The organism is Pseudarthrobacter sp. KH_020_B (genome assembly GCF_057840185.1).
The window spans coordinates 324,456-339,386 of the sequence record NZ_CM174506.1 but is presented as its reverse complement, the minus strand read 5'-3'; the positions used below and the strand labels follow the sequence as shown (position 1 = coordinate 339,386).

Sequence of the window (14,931 nt, the reverse complement as noted above, 5' to 3'; positions counted from 1 at the left end):
ATCACGCCCCGGAGGTACTCGCCCCCCGGCCACTTGGGTGAGCTGACCCGCGTGGTGCCGTTCGAGATGGTCGATGCCGCCCTCGAGACGGCCGCAGGCATAGAACAACGGGTGCGCAGGCTGCCCTCCCGCGTCGTGGTCTACCTGCTGCTGGCCGGGGTCCTGTTCGCCGACCAGGGCTGGAAACAGGTCTTCTCACGCCTGGACTCCGGACTTCCCACACCCCTGAAGAACCCCACGGCCTCGTCGCTGAGCCAGGCCATGCGCCGGGTGGGCCCGGCGCCGCTGCGCGAACTGTTCACCCTTCTCAAGGGCCCCGCGGCGACCGGGAACCGGCAGGTAACCCGGTTCGCCGGCCGGCTGGTGGTGGCCATCGACGGTACGCAGATCGCCATGGCCGACACCGAGGCCAACCGGGCGAGGTATCCCAAGCCGCGCGGCGGACCCAACGGAGAGGCCGGATACCCCATGCTCCGGATGGTCGCGATCCTCACCGCCGGGACCCGGTCGGTGATCGAGGCGGCCTTCGGCACCGATGCCGTGGGCGAGCTGAGCTACGCCCACCAGATCGTCTCCTGCCTGCACTCGGGCATGGTGCTGCTCGGAGACCGGAATTTCGCCACCTACGCCTTCTGCCGGGACGTGGCCGACACCGGCGCGGACTTCCTCTTCCGGGCCAAATCCGCGGCCACCGCGATGAAACTGCCGGTGCTCCGGCTGCTCCCCGATGGTTCCTACCTCTCCAACGCCGCCGGGCTGCCGGTGCGGGTCATCGATGCCGAACTCACGGTCACCACGGAGAAGGGAACCACCCATGCGGACTACCGCCTGATCACCACCCTCTTGGATCCCCGCCAGGCTCCCGCCCTCGCACTGGTCACGCTCGACCATGAGCGCTGGGAGATCGAAACGGCGTACTGCGAACTGAAGGCCCGGATCCCGGGCGGCCGGGTGCTGCGCGGGCGGCACCCGGGAGCGGTCATCCAGGAAATGTGGGCACTGCTGACCTGCTACCAGGTCCTGCGCATCGCGATGACCGATGTCACCCTGCGGCACCCCGGGGTCGATCCGGACCGACTGTCCTTCGGCATCGGCCTGAGCGCGGCCCGTGACCAGGTCATCCAAGCCCGCGGGATCCTGGCCGGAACCGTGATCGACCTGGTGGGACGCATCGGCGCGGCAGTCCTGGCCGAACCGATGCCCGCCCGCCGGACACGCACCCGGCCCCGGGTGATCAAACGCGCCATCTCCAAGTACCGGGCCAAGGAACGCAACGTCGACCGCCGCACCTACCCCGCGACACTCACCACGAGGATCTTGACACCGGACCCTGCCCTCTAACCGAACGGCATTGCCGTTAGCGGGGGGCTGCGTCCGCTACCCTTGCCCGGCTTTTTTATGGGTTCTGTCCGCACGGATCAGTTAGGGCACATTCTGAACGCGCGTAGAAGCCATTCTCGAATCCGATCTAACATGGCCGCGGAAACGAGCCCGAGCCACACGGGCTCTATTGTGACTAGCATATTGTGGTGCCCCTGCCGCTTTGGAGTCCCTTCGCATCGCCGAAGCCGTCTTGACCGAGACTCTCCATCAATGACCTGAAGCTGCTTGCATCGGGTCATGGTAACGCGACCCGAAGATTGCAGGTGGACGGGGTGAGGCACCCCGGGATTGTGTTGTGACACTGCCAAGTGTCTGGCTAGGGTACACCCCAACCTGACAAGTGGCGCCCTTGGTCTTGACATCCTGGTGGGACGAGCCTACAACTGAACCGTCCCGGGAATCATGCCGCCTGTTTGTTGGCGGCGTCGTCGGGTAACGAGCCGGTTCGTAGATCATAATATGTCTGCTCAAATTCCTCTGGCGTCTGGTGATCCAGGGCGGAATGCAGGCGTTCGTTGTTGTACCAGTGGACCCACTCGAAGACGATCTCCATCACGTCGGTTTCGGTCTTCAAGCCCCCGCTGCGGAACGGTGAATCCTTCGCGACGGCCTCGTTCTTGAACAGCCCCATCACGGTCTCGGCGGCTGCATTGTCATAAGCATCACCCACGCTGCCTATGGACGGCTGCATGCCCTCCAAAGCCAGGGTGTCCGTGTAACGGATGGAGGTGTACTGGCTTCCCGCATCGCTGTTAAGCCGAATTCGGCTTAACAGCGATTAAGCCGAGGAAACCGTTAAGCCGAGGTTGCGGCTTCTGCCCTTGTGATTCGGGGGTCCCCGGCCCATTCCTCGGCTTAACGTTTCGGCCTAATCTGACGTGTGTCCATGCTCCTAGTGGAAGGACAAGGCAATGGATACGACAGTCACGGCCATCGGAGTTGCCGTTGTGGCAGCGTTGGAAGACGCCGGCTACATGCAATCCACGATCAACCAGTACCGCAAGTCCATCAAGTGGCTGGGTGTTCTGGCCGAAAAACAGGATGGGGTGTATGCATGCGAGTTGGGTGCGGAGTTCGCTTCGATGACGACGAGCCCGCGGACCGGGCGGTACAGCGCCCAGCGCCACACCGATTACAACCGGGTGGTGTTGTTGTTCGATTCGTATGTGCTCACCGGCGCCGTGGATCTTTCCACGAGGCACCGAGGGCAGCAGAGGGAAGTGCCCATCAGTCCTGAATTCTCCGGGTTGTTGTCTGCCTGGTCCCATGACATGGAGCAGCGGGGCCTCGCGCGTTCGACGCAGAACTGTTTTGGCGGATTGGTCTGCGATTACCTGAACTTCTTGGAGGCTTGCGGTATTTCCTTGTGGGAGGACGCCGACGGATCCAGCGTCCTGGCATTTCTTCAGTCCCTTCGAAGCCGGTGGGCTGATTCGAGCATGTGGTCGGCGGTGGCCAGTTTCCGCCCGTTCCTGAAGTTCACGTCCCGTACGGATCTGCTCGATGCACTGGCCTTGGCCCGGGCGAGACGGCACCACAAGATTGTTGCCCTGCTCGATTCCGAGGTTGAACGGAGAGTTGTTGATACCTGCCGGCAAGGATTGGTCTCCTCACGGGACGCAGCGATTGCGCTCCTCTCGCTGATCACCGGTCTTCGTGCGTGCGATATCCGCAGCCTGCGGCTGGCGGACATCGACTGGCGGGGCGGCACGTTGGGGATCGTGCAGCAAAAGACCGGCAAACCCCTGACGCTGCCGCTGCCGCCACTGATCCTGGACAAGCTGGCCCGCTACGTACTTGACGAGCGTCCGGTCTCCGCCGAGGAGGAGGTGTTCCTGAGGCTGAAGGCTCCGTATGTTGCCTTGGCCGATCATGCAACGATTTACCTGATCGTCAATAAGGTCTTTCGTACGTCCGGGGTGGAGGATGTGAAGGTTGGGACGCGTGCCCTTCGCTACAACGCGGCGACCAAGCTGTTGCGGGCGGGCACGGCGTTGCCGACGATTTCGGCGATCTTGGGCCATGCCCACAGCGACTCGACGAATGTGTATCTGAGTGCCGACACCGAACGATTGCTCTCGTGCGTCCTCCCGCTGCCGGAGAGGGAAATCCGATGAGCATGTACGAGTTCACCAGTGTTTTTGCCGGGGAACTGACGCGGTATCTTGCCTTCAAACAGAGCATGGGCTGCTACGGGGCAACGCGCATCTGGTACCTGCGCAGCTTCGACGCCTACTGCACGGAACACGGGGTGACATCTTGTGACCAGCAGGCGGTCGAAGGTTGGGTCATCTTCAAGAAGTCCTCCCAGCCGGGCTCCAGTCCGTCTTGGATGTCATACATCAGGGATTTCGGCCGTTGGATGCGGACCCACGGCAACCCGGAGGCGTATGTGCTTGCCGAGTCCTGGAGGAGCGGGTTCTTCCGCTCCCAGCCGTACTTGTTGAGCCGCGAGGAAATCTCGTTGTTCTTCCGCTCCGCTGCCGAGGTGGAAGCCACTTCGCCGTGGAAGTGGCAGTCCGTCGCGTTTTTTGGGCTAATGCATTCGTGCGGGCTTCGGACCTGTGAAACCCGCAGGCTGCGGCCCCGGGATGTTGACCTCGTCAAAGGGGAAATCGATGTGCTGTGGTCCAAAGGCAACAGAAGCCGACGCCTGCCAATCAGCGGCCTGGTCATCGATATCCTCGCCGACTGCGACCGCATATCCCGCCGGAAGTTCGGGCAAGCGCGTCCCGGGTTTTTTGTCTCCTCTACCCCAGCGCCGGTCTCACCGGCCTCGATCGGGGTTACGTTCAACAGGATCTGGGACCGGGCCGGGTTGCCGCGAGCAGTTGGTGGCAAACAGCCCCGACCCTACGATTTCAGGCATTAGGCGGACGGCTGGGTTATGTGCCCTGTCGGGGTGTTTTGGCTGGTGGGGGCCGTGCCGGTGGTTGTTTGGGGAGCATAATCCTGGTGGTCTCCGATTATCGTGCCAGTGAATCGAGCCAGCCGATCAGGGAGGCGTCCAGGGTCCAGTCCGGCAGGTCATCCGGGGTCAGCGGTTCGTAGGCGTTCTGGATGGCTTTGCGTTTGGTCTCGGCATCTGCGCGGGCGTAGATCTCGGTGGTGGAGATTTCGGCGTGACCGAGCAGGTCCCGGATGTAGATCAGGTTGACGCCGGCCTGGATCAGGTGCATCGCTCTGGTGCGCCGCAGCGTGTGCGGGGTGACCCGCAGGCCGGGAGCCCATCCTGGGTCGCGTTGTCGCACGGCGCCGACGTGGCGGGTCAGGATTTTGGCGATTCCGGAGCGCGTCAGCCGGGAGTGGTTGGGTCCGTGGAAGAGCGGGTCCGCGTCGGCGCCGAGGCCGGGGTGCCGGTCGCGGTGTTCCAGGTAGTCGGTCAGCAGCCGGGCGGTTGGGTCCATCACGGGCACGTACCGGATTTTGGATCCCTTGCCGTGGATCGCCATCGTCATCGGGGCGGAGCGGCGGATGTTGGCAACGTCGAGATCGCAGAGTTCCTGGACGCGGGCGGCGGTGTCGTAGGCCAGGGCCAGCAGGGCGGTATCCCTGGCGGCGCGCGGGCCGGCCGTGCCGGGTTCGGCCAGCAGTGCCCTGATTTCCTCGCCCGTGAGGTATCCCGGCTCGGGGGCCGGGGTTTTCTTCTGCCGGATCGCGAGGACCTGGGTGATCTGGTCGAGTCTGTCGGGCTGCTCGACGGCGGTGTATCGGCAGAACGACTTGATCACCGCCAGACGCTGGTTGCGGGTGGCCGCACTGCAGTTCCGCTCGGTCTCCAGCCAGTGAAGGAACCGCAGGATGCGGGTTCGGTCGATGTCGGCCAGGCGCAGCTTCTCGGGCGGGATGGCCTCTGAATCTCTGAACCAGATGAGCAGCAGTTTCATCGCGTCACGGTAGGAGGTTATGGTCCTGGGTGAGGCTGCCCGTTCCCCGGCCAGGTGGTCGGTGAAGAACTTCGCCAGCCAGTGCCCGGCAAGATCCGATGGCAGGATCGTTGGTCTCACGGTTCCTCCCCGGCCGGGGCGGGGATGGTGTAGCCGAACCGGATTTGGGCTTTGGCTATCACCTCGGGGTGGGCATCGGCGGTCAGCCTCAGGTAGTACTGGGTGCCGCGAAGGTCCGCATGGCCCATGTAACACGCCAGGTAGGGCAGCATGACGGCCAGATCCGCACCTTCTGCGGCCCATCTTCTCAAGTTGGCCACGGCGAAGCCGTGGCGTAGCGAATGGGGGTGGGGACCGCCCTCGAAGTGGGGGATGCCGGCATCGGCCAGGTAGCCGCGGAACCGCGTGTAGACGGTTGACTGGCTGATCGGCCTGCCCGCAGCGAGGCTGTAAAACACGTAGTCGCTGCTTTCGGGGGCCGGGTGGGCGGCGGTGATGTAGTTATCCAGGGTCGCGGCCAGCCGGGGAGTGATCGGCACGGTCCTGCTCTCGCCGTTCTTCGAGTCGCGGATCCGCAGCGTCCCGGTGCGGGTATCGGCGTCGTTCAGGGTCAGGTTCAGTGCCTCTGAAACCCTCAGCCCGGCACCATACAACACCCGGAACAAGACCGGGTCGACCAGTGCTTTGTTCGAGTAGGAGGACATCGGCTGGGTATCGATCTCGGTGAACAAACGGCACATCTCCTCATCGGTGAGCACATACGGCGCCTGGTGGCGCACCCGGACCGGCGTGGCCGCGGCCGGCATGTAGGCCTGCCAGCCGAAGGCCCGGGCGTGGCCGGCCAGCTGGCGCAGCGCCAATTCGTTGCGCCGGATCGTGGACTGCCGCAGGTGCCGGCCGTAAAGAAAACCGACGACCGCCTCTTTGATGATTGACCCGTCCGGGTAGCCCTCCCGGCGGCAGTGATCGGCGAACTGGCCCAGGATTCGTTCCTGGACCTTGAACCTGTACCCGCCGGCGTGGCGGGTGGCGACCAGGTCGGCGACCAGGTCCGGCAGCGTGGTCTCAGGCATCACGGCCACCGGCCTTGGCCCGGCCGGTAACGTCTTCGACGTCCAGCGCGCAGCCTCGCAGCCTCTCGACGTCGAAGCGCAGGTAGTACGCCTGGGTCGTGTCGGACGAGGCGTGTCCCAACACCGCCGAGACCACCGGTATCGGTGTGCCGTTGCCGATCATGGCAACAGCCAGCGCGCCGCGCAGGGAGTGCATCCCGCAGACCTGCTCCGGCGGGAACCCGATCCCGGCGCGGGCAGCGTGCCGAGAGAGCCTGGACGCGACCGAGGACGCAGATCCGAACGTGTCGAACGGGTGGCTGTGCTTGACGAACACCTTCGGGCAGGCGGTTTCGGGGCGCCCGCCCCTGATGTAGTCGATGACCGCCCATCCCACGTCCTCCAGCAGCGGAAGGCGCAACGGCCGGCCTGTCTTTTGCTGAACTATCGTGATGGTCTTCGCCCGCCAGTCCAGGTCGCCCAACTCCAGATGGCGCAGATCCGAGATCCGCAGGCCCAGGCGGGCGGTGGCCAGGATCATCGCGTAGTCGCGTTTGCCGGTGGCCGAGCCACGGTCGATCGCGGCCAGCAGTCGACGAACCTCATCAGCGGTCCACAGGTGCGGCTCGGACTCGTGGCGGACGTGTCTGTACGGCGGCAGCCTCTCGGCCAGGTTCTGCGGGGTCCGGCCCCCGGCGGCCAGGAAAGCCAGGAAGTCGGCCAGCGACGATCTCATGGCCGCGACGGTCTTGCGCCGCAGGTGGCGCTGGCGCAGAAGGAAGCCGGACAAGTCCCGGACCCCGATCGCGGCCAGGTCCCCGGCGCCCGTTTCTTCCAGGTAGGCCAGGAACCGGCTGACCGTTTTGTCTTTGGCGAGAACCGTCGCCTCCGCGTTGCCGCGCCGGCGGCACGAAGCGAGGTAGTCGTTCCGGAGCAGGCGGAACTTCGCCGGACAACCCTCCTTCGCCGGGATCACCGTCTTGTCGATTTCGATCGCCCGCCCGGCCAGCAGGTCAGCCATCAGTACCACCGGCCGGCGGACCGCCGCGACATTCCTGTCCCTGACAGATTCCCGCAACGCCCTCAGTCTGACCCCGGTCTGCTTCGCGATGAAATCAAGGCACGCCTCATCGCCGGGCACTTCCACGCCGCGCGCGGCCAGGAAGGCCGCAAACAGGTCAAGCACGGCCTGCTGGCGGCGGACCGTGCCCTCGGCCCTGCCTGACTGCCGCAACACCGCCGCGACATCGCCGACAGCGGATCTGACGTTGATTTCTCCCACGAGAATCACCACTTCCATTCGGTACACCAATGAACAGAAGCGATTCTCCATCGAGCCGGACGGTCCCCGACAGCGCTAACGGCCCGCCCGTACCGTCCCTACCGGCCAACCGGAACCGGCGGCGGCACGATAATCGGAGACCACCAGGATTATGCTCCCCAAACAACCACCGGCACGGCCCCCACCAGCCAAAACACCCCGACAGGGCACATAACCCAGCCGTCCGCCTAATGGCGCTTATGTGGAATTCCACATAAGCGCCATCATTTTGCCTATGCCAACATCGAACGATGGATGGCCGACGGCACCGACGTCAACGCGATGCTTCCCTACCTTGCCCGGTATATGGGGCACGCATCGCTGGACAGCACCTTCTACTACATCCACACCTCGCCGGACTTCATGGACGGCTACGCAACGCTCACCGACGACGGCCAAGGTGTGTTTCCCGAGGTGGGCTTCGAATGAAACGCTCGATGCAAGAACCGACCCCTGATTTCTGGGGCTATGCCCGGAACTACCTGCACGACTTCCTGCCCAAGGTCAGGCAGATGGCGCCTCGCAGCATCGAGGCGTACCGGATCAGTCTCGAAAGCTACGTCAATTACCTGGTCGCCGAGAAGCAGGTCCGCCGCCAGGAGATCTGCTTTGACCACTTCGAGAGGCAAATCCTGAAGGATTGGCTGGTCTGGATGCGACAAGCCAAGAACTACAGGCCCGCAACCATCGGCCTGCGCCTAAGTGCCGTCAAGTCCTTCCTGAATTTCGCGTCCGCGGAAGAGATCACCCTGGTCGCGGTTTACCAGGCTGCCAAGAACATCAAGGCGCCGGCCACACCGCGCAAACCCATCGAATACCTTCAGGAGGAGGAGACCACGGCTGTTCTCGCCGCCTACGACGGCAGGAACCGGAGAACACGCCGGAACCGCATGCTGCTCATCTTGCTCTACGACAGCGGTGCACGGGTCGGAGAGATCACCGCGCTCACCATTGAGGACCTGGCGCTGGCAAAACCTGCCCGCGTGACCCTCACCGGGAAGAGGGACAAGAGCCGCATCGTCCCTCTGGGAGAGAAGAGCGTTGAACACCTGAAGGTCTTTCTCGAGGAGTTCCACCCGCAACGCGCCACCGAGCCCGCGGCGCGGCCTCTGTTCTATAGTTTCCACCGCGGTCAACCAGTGGCCCTTTCCAGTGACACTGTCGCAGCGGCGCTCACGAAAGCCGGGGACATCGCCCGTGAACGATGCCCCTCCATTCCGGGCAACCTCCACTGCCACATGCTGCGAAAGACCAAGGCCATGGACCTCTACAAGCAAGGCATACCGTTGCCGATCATCATGCAGCTGCTCGGCCATGAAAGCATGAGCACCACCTCGGCGTTCTATGCCTTCGCCACCCTCGACATGGTGAGGGAAGCGATGAATGCCGCCACCCCTGCAATCAGCGAAACGAGCACCGAGGTGCTCAACGACGATGAACTTCAACTGCTCTACTCGCTGAAATAGCACCAAACGTTAAGCCGAGGAAAGGGCCGGGGACCCCTGAATCACAAGGGCAGAAGCCGCAACCTCGGCTTAACGGTTTCCTCGGCATAATCGCTGTGGCGAATCAGTCCCGCCGGTGCCGGGCGGCCGGTGTGTTCGCGCCGCCACAGGGCCATTCGCAGGCAGTGTTCGACGAACGCGGTGTCCTTGAGGGTTGAGGTTTCCCAGCCGACGATCGCCCGGGAGTACAGGTCGATGACCAGGGCGACGTAGACGAATCCGGAGTACACCGGGACGTAGGTGAAATCAGTGACCCAGATCTGGTTCGGGGCCGGGGCGGTGAAATCCCTGTTCAGCAGGTCGACGGCGCGGCGGCCGTCCTTGCCGGGGATGGTGGTGCGGGTCTTGCGGCCTCTGATGAGACCGTTCATGCCTTCTTCGCGCATGAGCCGGTCCACGGTGTGTTTGGAGGCTTCCGGAAAGCCATTCCGGCGCAGCCACTGCGTCATTTTCCGCCTTCCGTACATGATCTCGGGCCGAGGGCGTCCCTTCGCATCGGGGACTTTCAAGGCCGTCAGGAGGAACCCCAGCGCGCCAGGAGTCACCAAGCCCTGGCACTGGGCGGCCGCGAGCGGCCCGCATAACACCAGCTCCGGCGGAAGCGGGTTCGTCTGCTGTGGTTGAGTGAATACAACAACCAACCGCCGGTCAATCCCGGGCGAAAGATTGCAGCCGTGTTTTTATTCACTGGGCGGAAGTTCCGGTATTCCGTCAATCAGGCGGTTCAGCTTCCAGGGATTGGCGTCCTGCAGGGGTTCCGGAATGAGCGGCTGTGGGAAGTTCTGGTAGGCGATGGGCCGCAGGAACCGGCTGATTGCCATGGTTCCCACGGAGGTGGTGCGTGAATCGGAGGTGGCGGGGAAGGGGCCGCCATGGACCATGGCGTGGCCGACTTCCACGCCGGTGGGCCATCCGTTGATGATGATCCTGCCGACCTTGCGCTCCAGTGCCGGGAGCAGCGCAGCTGCGGAAGCGTGGTCCTCGTCGGTCACGTGGACCGAGGCCGTCAGCTGCCCGTCCATCTTGTTCGTGGCTTCGATCAGTCCGTCAATGTCCTTGTACCGGACCAGCAGGCTGGCTGCGCCAAGGATCTCCTCGTGCAGGAGACGGTTGCCGGTAAAGACACCGACGTCGGCCCGAAGACGGCCGGCGCCCTTGACCCGTCAAAAGATGGCTTGCTTGCTACGGTCAGCAGCGCGCGTCGTAAGGGGGAACAGTTGTAGACATGTGCCAAGAAGTGCCCCCCGGTTGCAGGGTTCATTTGCCAGAAAACCCACGGCAGCGCTTGATGGCGAAGGACGACGTCGGGCCCACAAATCTGAGTGAGCAGCAGCTTCCCCGAGTCGCCCTTGCCTGCGACACTGCAATGCGGCCACCAACTCCTCCGCAGCCGGACCTGCACTCGTCACGAGAAGCTTCGCGCGGGTTGAAGGATGAGTGAGTTCTTTGCGGATTTCCAGGTGGGTGTCCTGCTGGATCTGACAGGCGATCCGGACACAGGTCCATTGTGCCGGCTCGCCGCCATGGCCTCTGCAACCATGAGCGCACCCTAGGGTGTAGGCATTGAATGCGCTGTGACACTCCGGCGCCTCGCGCGAAACTTGCCCGCGATGTAAGTTGGTATCGATGTAGTCGGCTGAATGTCGATCTTCGGATTGCATGTCGCTTGAGACCGGAACCAGGCTCCACGCGCACGCGATCCTGCGAACCGCCCGGCAGCCCATTTCACTCGATTAGAACGCGCAGGATTCCCCGGGCGTGATTCGACGGTGCACCATACGGCGCGCACGGTTTCGGTGCCGTTGTTCCAAAAGCGGTGGGGGACCATGGAGTCAAAGGCGACGCTGTCGCCCGGTCCCAGGACGTATATTTCGAAGTCGAACTGCACATGCGGGACTAGCAGCTCTGTGCCACACCGGGCTTTTAGCGGCACGGTGCAGGCCAGAGATTTGTTCCTGGATTCCTCGAGGCAGCCAGAACGGTGTTGAAGAGGCGTTCCCCCAGCTGAAGCAGGTGTGCTGGTGCGTCTGTTTCGTTGCCGTCGTTAGGTCGCTCCAGAACCGGAGGGGGTTACCCGTGGGTGAGATGGCCTTGTAAGGCTGCCCGTAGAGGCGGACCGCATTTTGGCACAAGCCGCTGACAGACCGCCTCGGTTCCAATCAAGAGCTTGCTGCCAGCGAAGCCGCTTGCGCCAACACGGGGCTCCTTCCGCCTAGGCGTGCCGTGACTTTCTGGGCCGCGGCGGCGCAAGCTTCCCCTAGGCTTTGCAGTTGTTCGCGGGAGACGCGGAACCGGGGGGCCGGGATCAGCACTGCCGCTACGACGTCGCCGCGGTGGTGGTGAACGGGGGCGGCAACGCCGACCTCGTCGATGGATGATTCCCCGTAGTTGATGGCCCAGCCACGCCGGGCTACGTCGCAGAGTTTAGTTTGGTAAGCGTCGAGGCTGATGTCGTCCAGCCCTGGGTAGGTGATCGTTCCACTAAGGAGTAGGGACCGAACGCGCTCGGCAGTTTCCGCGGACAGGAACACCTGGACGGAGGAGCTCATGGGGTCCTTGTAACGTGCGCCCAGCGGCGTGGAGTGTTTTATCTGATGCCGGCTCGCGATCTGTTCCACGCACATCGATTCTGAGCCGTTCCAAACCATGAGTGCGCTGGTTTCCCCTGTCCGCTCCGTGAGTTCGCGCAGCACCGGGTAGGCGACGCGCCGTTCTTCCAGCTCGGCCAGGAGCGGACCTGCGACGGCGATCAGGCCCAGGCCGAGGCGGAAGCGGCGTGTGTCAGGATCCCGCTCGACCAAGTGTTCCTGCTCGAAGGTTGCCAGTATCCGTGAAACGGTGCTCTTGTGCAGACCCACCCTGCTGGCGATCTCGGTAACTCCAAGCAACGGTTCGTCTGCCGTGAATGACCTCAGGACGGCAATCGCGTTGACGATGACGGAGGTGCCCTTGGCATCGCCGTTGCCGTTGGTGTCAGGGTGTTCTGTTGCGTTCATGGTGCTACCTATCATTACCTATGAATGCCTGGAAGCGGCACTGCAGGGGCTGTGCCGCTTCCAGGCGGGCATATCGGCGGGTCAGGCTCCGATGATGTTGTATTCGGGGCCGAACGGGAACTTGGTGATGTTCTCTGCCCCATCTTCGCCCACCACGAGGATGTCGTGTTCGCGGTAGCCGCCGGCACCGGGCTGGCCGTCCAGGACGGTGATCATGGGCTCCATGGAGACCACCATGCCCGGCTCGAGTACGGTGTCGATGTCCTCGCGGAGTTCCAGGCCGGCTTCGCGGCCGTAGTAGTGGCTCAGGACGCCGAAGGAGTGGCCGTAGCCGAAGGTGCGGTTGGCCAGCAGTCCGTGGCCGACGTAGATCTCGTTGAGTTCTGCGGCGATGTCCTTGCACACGGCGCCGGGCTTGATCAGCTCAAGGCCGCGCTTGTGGACCTCCACGTTGATGTTCCACAGTTCCAGCGAGCGGGCATCGGGTTCGCCGTAGAACAGGGTGCGCTCCAGGGCTGTGTAGTAGCCGCTGGTCATGGGGAAGCAGTTCAGGGACAGGATGTCGTGTTCCTGGATCTTGCGGGTGGTGGCCCAGTTGTGGGCGCCGTCGGTGTTGATGCCGGACTGGAACCACACCCAGGTGTCGCGGATCTCAGAGTCCGGGAACGTGCGGGCGATTTCGTGCACCATGGCCTCGGTGCCGATCAGGGCCACCTCGTATTCGGTGATGCCGGCCGTGATGGCGTTGCGGATTGCCTCGCCGCCGAGGTCGCCGATGCGGGCACCGTGCTTGATGACCTCGATTTCCTCGGCGGATTTGATCATGCGCTGGCGCATGGCGGCCTGGGCCACGTCCACCAGGGTTGCGCCGGAGAAGGCGGCCTGGATCTTGTTGCGGTTGTCCAGCGGCAGCGAGTCGTCCTCGACGCCGAGGCGGCGCGGGTTGATCCCGCGGGTCCGCAGGACTTCCTGGATGGCGAAGATGTAGTTGTCCCGGCGCCAGTCCGTGTAGACCAGGTTGTCGCCGAAGCTCCGGCGCCAGGGCATGCCGGCGTCGATGTTGGCGGTGACGGTGACAGTGTCATCCTTGGTGACCACCATGGCGTAGGAACGGCCGAAGGTGGTGAAGAGGAAGTCGGAGTAGTACTTGATGGAGTGGTAGCTGGTCAGGACGACGGCGTCCAGGTCCTTCTCCGCCATGATCCGGCGAAGCCCGGCGATACGCCGCTCGAACTCGGTGTCGGAGAAGGTCAGGGAGACCTTCTGGCCGTTCTTGAGGACCTTCAGGCGCTCCAGTTCGGAAACGGAGGTTGCGTTCTCAGATGCTGTGGTGGTCATTGTGGTGGTGCCTTTCTGTGGTGCAGTTACTTGAAGTGGGAAGAAGAAGTCTGTTAGTCGTGGCGCAGCGGTTCTTTGCAGGTTTCGCGGGAGAGGGCAACGGCGATCAGGGAGATCACCGCGGCGCCCACCAGGTACCAGGCCGGAGCCAGGTCATTGGCAGTGGCCGCGATCAGCAGCGTTGCCATGAACGGAGCGGTGCCACCGAAAAGCGCGTTGGAGAGGTTGAAGCTGACCGCGAAGCCGCTGTAGCGGACCCGGGTGGGGAACATTTCGGCCAGGAAGCTGGGGAGCGTGCCGTCGTTGAGGGTGAGCATCGCACCGAGGAGGATCTGGGCGAGGACGATGACCAGGAAGTTCCCTGTTCCCAGCAGCGCGAAGGCGGGCACGGTCAGCACAATGAAGGTGATGGATGCGCTGATGAGGACCTTCTTGCGGCCATAGCGGTCCGAGAGCATTCCGGTCAGGAAGATAAAACCGATGTACGTCAGCAGCGCGATGGTGGTTGCCAGGAAGGATTCTGTTTCGCCCAGGCCCAGTTCCGCGGACAAATAAGTGGGCATGTAGCTGAGGATGACGTAGAACCCGACGGCGTTGAGCAGCACGGCGCCGACGGCCTGCAGCAACTGCCGCCAGTGGTTCCGGAACAGGCTGGACACGGGTGCCTTGATGGTTTCGTCCTCGGCTGCGAGTTCGCGGAACACCGGGGTGTCTTCGAGCTTTGTCCGGATGTAGCGGCCGATCAGTCCCATCGGGGCTGCCAGCACGAACGGCAGGCGCCAGCCCCAGCTTTGCATTGCGTCGGAACTGAGCAGGACTGTCAGCAGGCCTGCCATCAGGGAACCGAGGAGCAGGCCGGCCGCGGTGCTGGCGGGAACAACCGCGGCGTACAGGCCGCGCCTATTGGCGGGCGCGTACTCGACGAGGAAGGCCGATGCTCCGGCGTACTCGCCGGAGGCGGAGAAGCCCTGAACTACCCGGATGATCAGAAGCAGGACGGGAGCCCAGATGCCGATCGTGTCGTAGCCAGGAATCAGTGCGATGCAGAAAGTTGCCCCGGACATGATCAGGATGGACAGCGACAGTGCGGTCCGGCGGCCTACCTTGTCTCCGATATGGCCCCAGACGAACCCGCCGAGCGGGCGTACAAGGAACGAAATCGCAAACAGGGCGAAGGTCAGCAGAAGCCCGGTCTGGGGGTCTGACTCTGGGAAAAACACAGTGGCGATGGTGACGGCAAGGTAGCCGTAAACGGCGTAGTCGAACCATTCAACGAAGTTGCCGATGAAGCTGGCCGCAATGACTCTGCGGCGCGTTTCTTTGCTGACGCCGTCTCCGTTGACGGGATGTACTTGGTCACTCGGAGGCAGCGAGGAGGATATTTCGTTACTCATGTGTCCACCAATTGAAGTCATAGGGTTGCGATAAATGCAACGCTGTTGCTCCAGA

The 14,931-nt window shown here is 63.4% G+C and carries 16 protein-coding genes and 1 pseudogene; 6 read left to right on the top strand and 11 right to left on the bottom strand.

Annotated elements, in window-relative coordinates; genetic code table 11:
* Positions 1 to 33 precede the first annotated feature (33 nt).
* Complete coding sequence (locus AC3IT0_RS01610) at positions 34 to 1,341, top strand: IS4 family transposase (RefSeq protein ID WP_489322087.1); 1,308 nt, start codon at positions 34 to 36, stop codon at positions 1,339 to 1,341.
* A 442-nt stretch (positions 1,342 to 1,783) separates the two neighbouring features.
* Here the strand turns inward: AC3IT0_RS01610 and AC3IT0_RS01605 are convergent, their stop codons facing one another.
* Both AC3IT0_RS01605 and AC3IT0_RS01600 read right to left on the bottom strand, forming a co-directional pair.
* The gene (locus AC3IT0_RS01605; protein ID WP_489323885.1) at positions 1,784 to 1,936 is read right to left on the bottom strand and encodes an IS3 family transposase; all 153 of its coding nucleotides are present in this window, start codon (positions 1,934 to 1,936) and stop codon (positions 1,784 to 1,786) included.
* A pseudogene (locus tag AC3IT0_RS01600) lies at positions 1,922 to 2,137 on the bottom strand (IS3-like element ISMysp3 family transposase); the annotation flags it as partial. The pseudogene AC3IT0_RS01600 and the gene AC3IT0_RS01605, both read right to left, overlap by 15 nt.
* A gap of 193 nt (positions 2,138 to 2,330) precedes the next feature.
* Here AC3IT0_RS01600 and AC3IT0_RS01595 point away from each other — a divergent pair.
* Both AC3IT0_RS01595 and AC3IT0_RS01590 read left to right on the top strand, forming a co-directional pair.
* Positions 2,331 to 3,500, top strand: coding sequence for a tyrosine-type recombinase/integrase (locus AC3IT0_RS01595; RefSeq protein ID WP_489322086.1), 1,170 nt, complete (start codon positions 2,331 to 2,333; stop codon positions 3,498 to 3,500).
* Positions 3,497 to 4,255 (top strand): tyrosine-type recombinase/integrase, encoded by a 759-nt coding sequence (locus AC3IT0_RS01590; protein WP_489322085.1) that lies wholly within the window; start codon positions 3,497 to 3,499, stop codon positions 4,253 to 4,255. The genes AC3IT0_RS01595 and AC3IT0_RS01590 overlap by 4 nt, the downstream gene beginning before the upstream one ends.
* Before the next feature lie 94 nt (positions 4,256 to 4,349).
* Here the strand turns inward: AC3IT0_RS01590 and AC3IT0_RS01585 are convergent, their stop codons facing one another.
* From AC3IT0_RS01585 to AC3IT0_RS01575, 3 genes are read right to left on the bottom strand one after another with little or no spacing between them, the layout of a single operon-like run.
* The gene (locus AC3IT0_RS01585) at positions 4,350 to 5,390 is read right to left on the bottom strand and encodes a tyrosine-type recombinase/integrase (RefSeq protein WP_489322084.1); all 1,041 of its coding nucleotides are present in this window, start codon (positions 5,388 to 5,390) and stop codon (positions 4,350 to 4,352) included.
* On the bottom strand, positions 5,387 to 6,343 hold the full coding sequence (locus tag AC3IT0_RS01580) for a tyrosine-type recombinase/integrase (protein ID WP_489322083.1): 957 nt from the start codon (positions 6,341 to 6,343) through the stop codon (positions 5,387 to 5,389). The genes AC3IT0_RS01585 and AC3IT0_RS01580 overlap by 4 nt, the downstream gene beginning before the upstream one ends.
* The gene (locus AC3IT0_RS01575) at positions 6,336 to 7,622 is read right to left on the bottom strand and encodes a site-specific integrase (RefSeq protein WP_489322082.1); all 1,287 of its coding nucleotides are present in this window, start codon (positions 7,620 to 7,622) and stop codon (positions 6,336 to 6,338) included. Before AC3IT0_RS01575 ends, AC3IT0_RS01580 begins: the two co-directional genes overlap by 8 nt.
* A 276-nt stretch (positions 7,623 to 7,898) precedes the next feature.
* On the opposite strand from AC3IT0_RS01575, the gene AC3IT0_RS01570 reads away from it, so the two are divergent.
* Positions 7,899 to 8,072, top strand: a complete 174-nt coding sequence (locus AC3IT0_RS01570) for a hypothetical protein (RefSeq protein WP_489322081.1) — start codon at positions 7,899 to 7,901, stop codon at positions 8,070 to 8,072.
* An 8-nt stretch (positions 8,073 to 8,080) separates the two neighbouring features.
* A complete protein-coding gene (locus tag AC3IT0_RS01565) occupies positions 8,081 to 9,109 on the top strand; it encodes a tyrosine-type recombinase/integrase (RefSeq protein WP_489322080.1) in 1,029 nt (342 codons plus the stop codon).
* Positions 9,110 to 9,150: 41 nt separating this feature from the next.
* Here AC3IT0_RS01565 and AC3IT0_RS01560 read toward each other — a convergent pair whose 3' ends face one another.
* Complete coding sequence (locus AC3IT0_RS01560) at positions 9,151 to 9,597, bottom strand: DDE-type integrase/transposase/recombinase (protein WP_489322079.1); 447 nt, start codon at positions 9,595 to 9,597, stop codon at positions 9,151 to 9,153.
* Positions 9,598 to 9,828: 231 nt separating this feature from the next.
* The gene (locus AC3IT0_RS01555; protein ID WP_489322078.1) at positions 9,829 to 10,170 is read right to left on the bottom strand and encodes a hypothetical protein; all 342 of its coding nucleotides are present in this window, start codon (positions 10,168 to 10,170) and stop codon (positions 9,829 to 9,831) included.
* 75 nt (positions 10,171 to 10,245) lie between these two features.
* On the opposite strand from AC3IT0_RS01555, the gene AC3IT0_RS01550 reads away from it, so the two are divergent.
* Positions 10,246 to 10,371, top strand: a complete 126-nt coding sequence (locus AC3IT0_RS01550; protein WP_489322077.1) for a hypothetical protein — start codon at positions 10,246 to 10,248, stop codon at positions 10,369 to 10,371.
* Between the two features lie 326 nt (positions 10,372 to 10,697).
* Here the strand turns inward: AC3IT0_RS01550 and AC3IT0_RS01545 are convergent, their stop codons facing one another.
* The 4 genes from AC3IT0_RS01545 to AC3IT0_RS01530 form a co-directional block, all read right to left on the bottom strand.
* Complete coding sequence (locus AC3IT0_RS01545) at positions 10,698 to 11,036, bottom strand: cupin domain-containing protein (protein ID WP_489322076.1); 339 nt, start codon at positions 11,034 to 11,036, stop codon at positions 10,698 to 10,700.
* Between the two features lie 271 nt (positions 11,037 to 11,307).
* Positions 11,308 to 12,144: an IclR family transcriptional regulator gene (locus AC3IT0_RS01540; protein WP_489322075.1), complete on the bottom strand. Its 837-nt coding sequence runs from the start codon at positions 12,142 to 12,144 to the stop codon at positions 11,308 to 11,310.
* An 81-nt stretch (positions 12,145 to 12,225) separates the two neighbouring features.
* Positions 12,226 to 13,482 carry an aminopeptidase P family protein gene (locus AC3IT0_RS01535; RefSeq protein ID WP_489322074.1) on the bottom strand — a complete coding sequence of 419 codons (1,257 nt, stop codon included), beginning with the start codon at positions 13,480 to 13,482 and terminating at the stop codon, positions 12,226 to 12,228.
* A 53-nt stretch (positions 13,483 to 13,535) separates the two neighbouring features.
* Positions 13,536 to 14,876, bottom strand: coding sequence for an MFS transporter (locus tag AC3IT0_RS01530; RefSeq protein ID WP_489322073.1), 1,341 nt, complete (start codon positions 14,874 to 14,876; stop codon positions 13,536 to 13,538).
* Between the last annotated feature and the right edge of the window lie 55 nt (positions 14,877 to 14,931).

Bases quoted from the DNA above. Each gene is read 5' to 3' on its own strand.
- AC3IT0_RS01605 (WP_489323885.1), bottom strand. From the start codon at position 1,936: ATGGAGATCGTCTTCGAGTGGGTCCACTGGTACAACAACGAACGCCTG.
- AC3IT0_RS01590 (WP_489322085.1), top strand. From the start codon at position 3,497: ATGAGCATGTACGAGTTCACCAGTGTTTTTGCCGGGGAACTGACGCGG.
- AC3IT0_RS01580 (WP_489322083.1), bottom strand. From the start codon at position 6,343: ATGCCTGAGACCACGCTGCCGGACCTGGTCGCCGACCTGGTCGCCACC.
- AC3IT0_RS01575 (WP_489322082.1), bottom strand. From the start codon at position 7,622: ATGGAAGTGGTGATTCTCGTGGGAGAAATCAACGTCAGATCCGCTGTC.
- AC3IT0_RS01570 (WP_489322081.1), top strand. From the start codon at position 7,899: ATGGCCGACGGCACCGACGTCAACGCGATGCTTCCCTACCTTGCCCGG.
- AC3IT0_RS01565 (WP_489322080.1), top strand. From the start codon at position 8,081: ATGCAAGAACCGACCCCTGATTTCTGGGGCTATGCCCGGAACTACCTG.
- AC3IT0_RS01560 (WP_489322079.1), bottom strand. From the start codon at position 9,597: ATGACGCAGTGGCTGCGCCGGAATGGCTTTCCGGAAGCCTCCAAACAC.
- AC3IT0_RS01555 (WP_489322078.1), bottom strand. From the start codon at position 10,170: ATGGACGGGCAGCTGACGGCCTCGGTCCACGTGACCGACGAGGACCAC.
- AC3IT0_RS01540 (WP_489322075.1), bottom strand. From the start codon at position 12,144: ATGAACGCAACAGAACACCCTGACACCAACGGCAACGGCGATGCCAAG.
- AC3IT0_RS01535 (WP_489322074.1), bottom strand. From the start codon at position 13,482: ATGACCACCACAGCATCTGAGAACGCAACCTCCGTTTCCGAACTGGAG.
- AC3IT0_RS01530 (WP_489322073.1), bottom strand. From the start codon at position 14,876: ATGAGTAACGAAATATCCTCCTCGCTGCCTCCGAGTGACCAAGTACAT.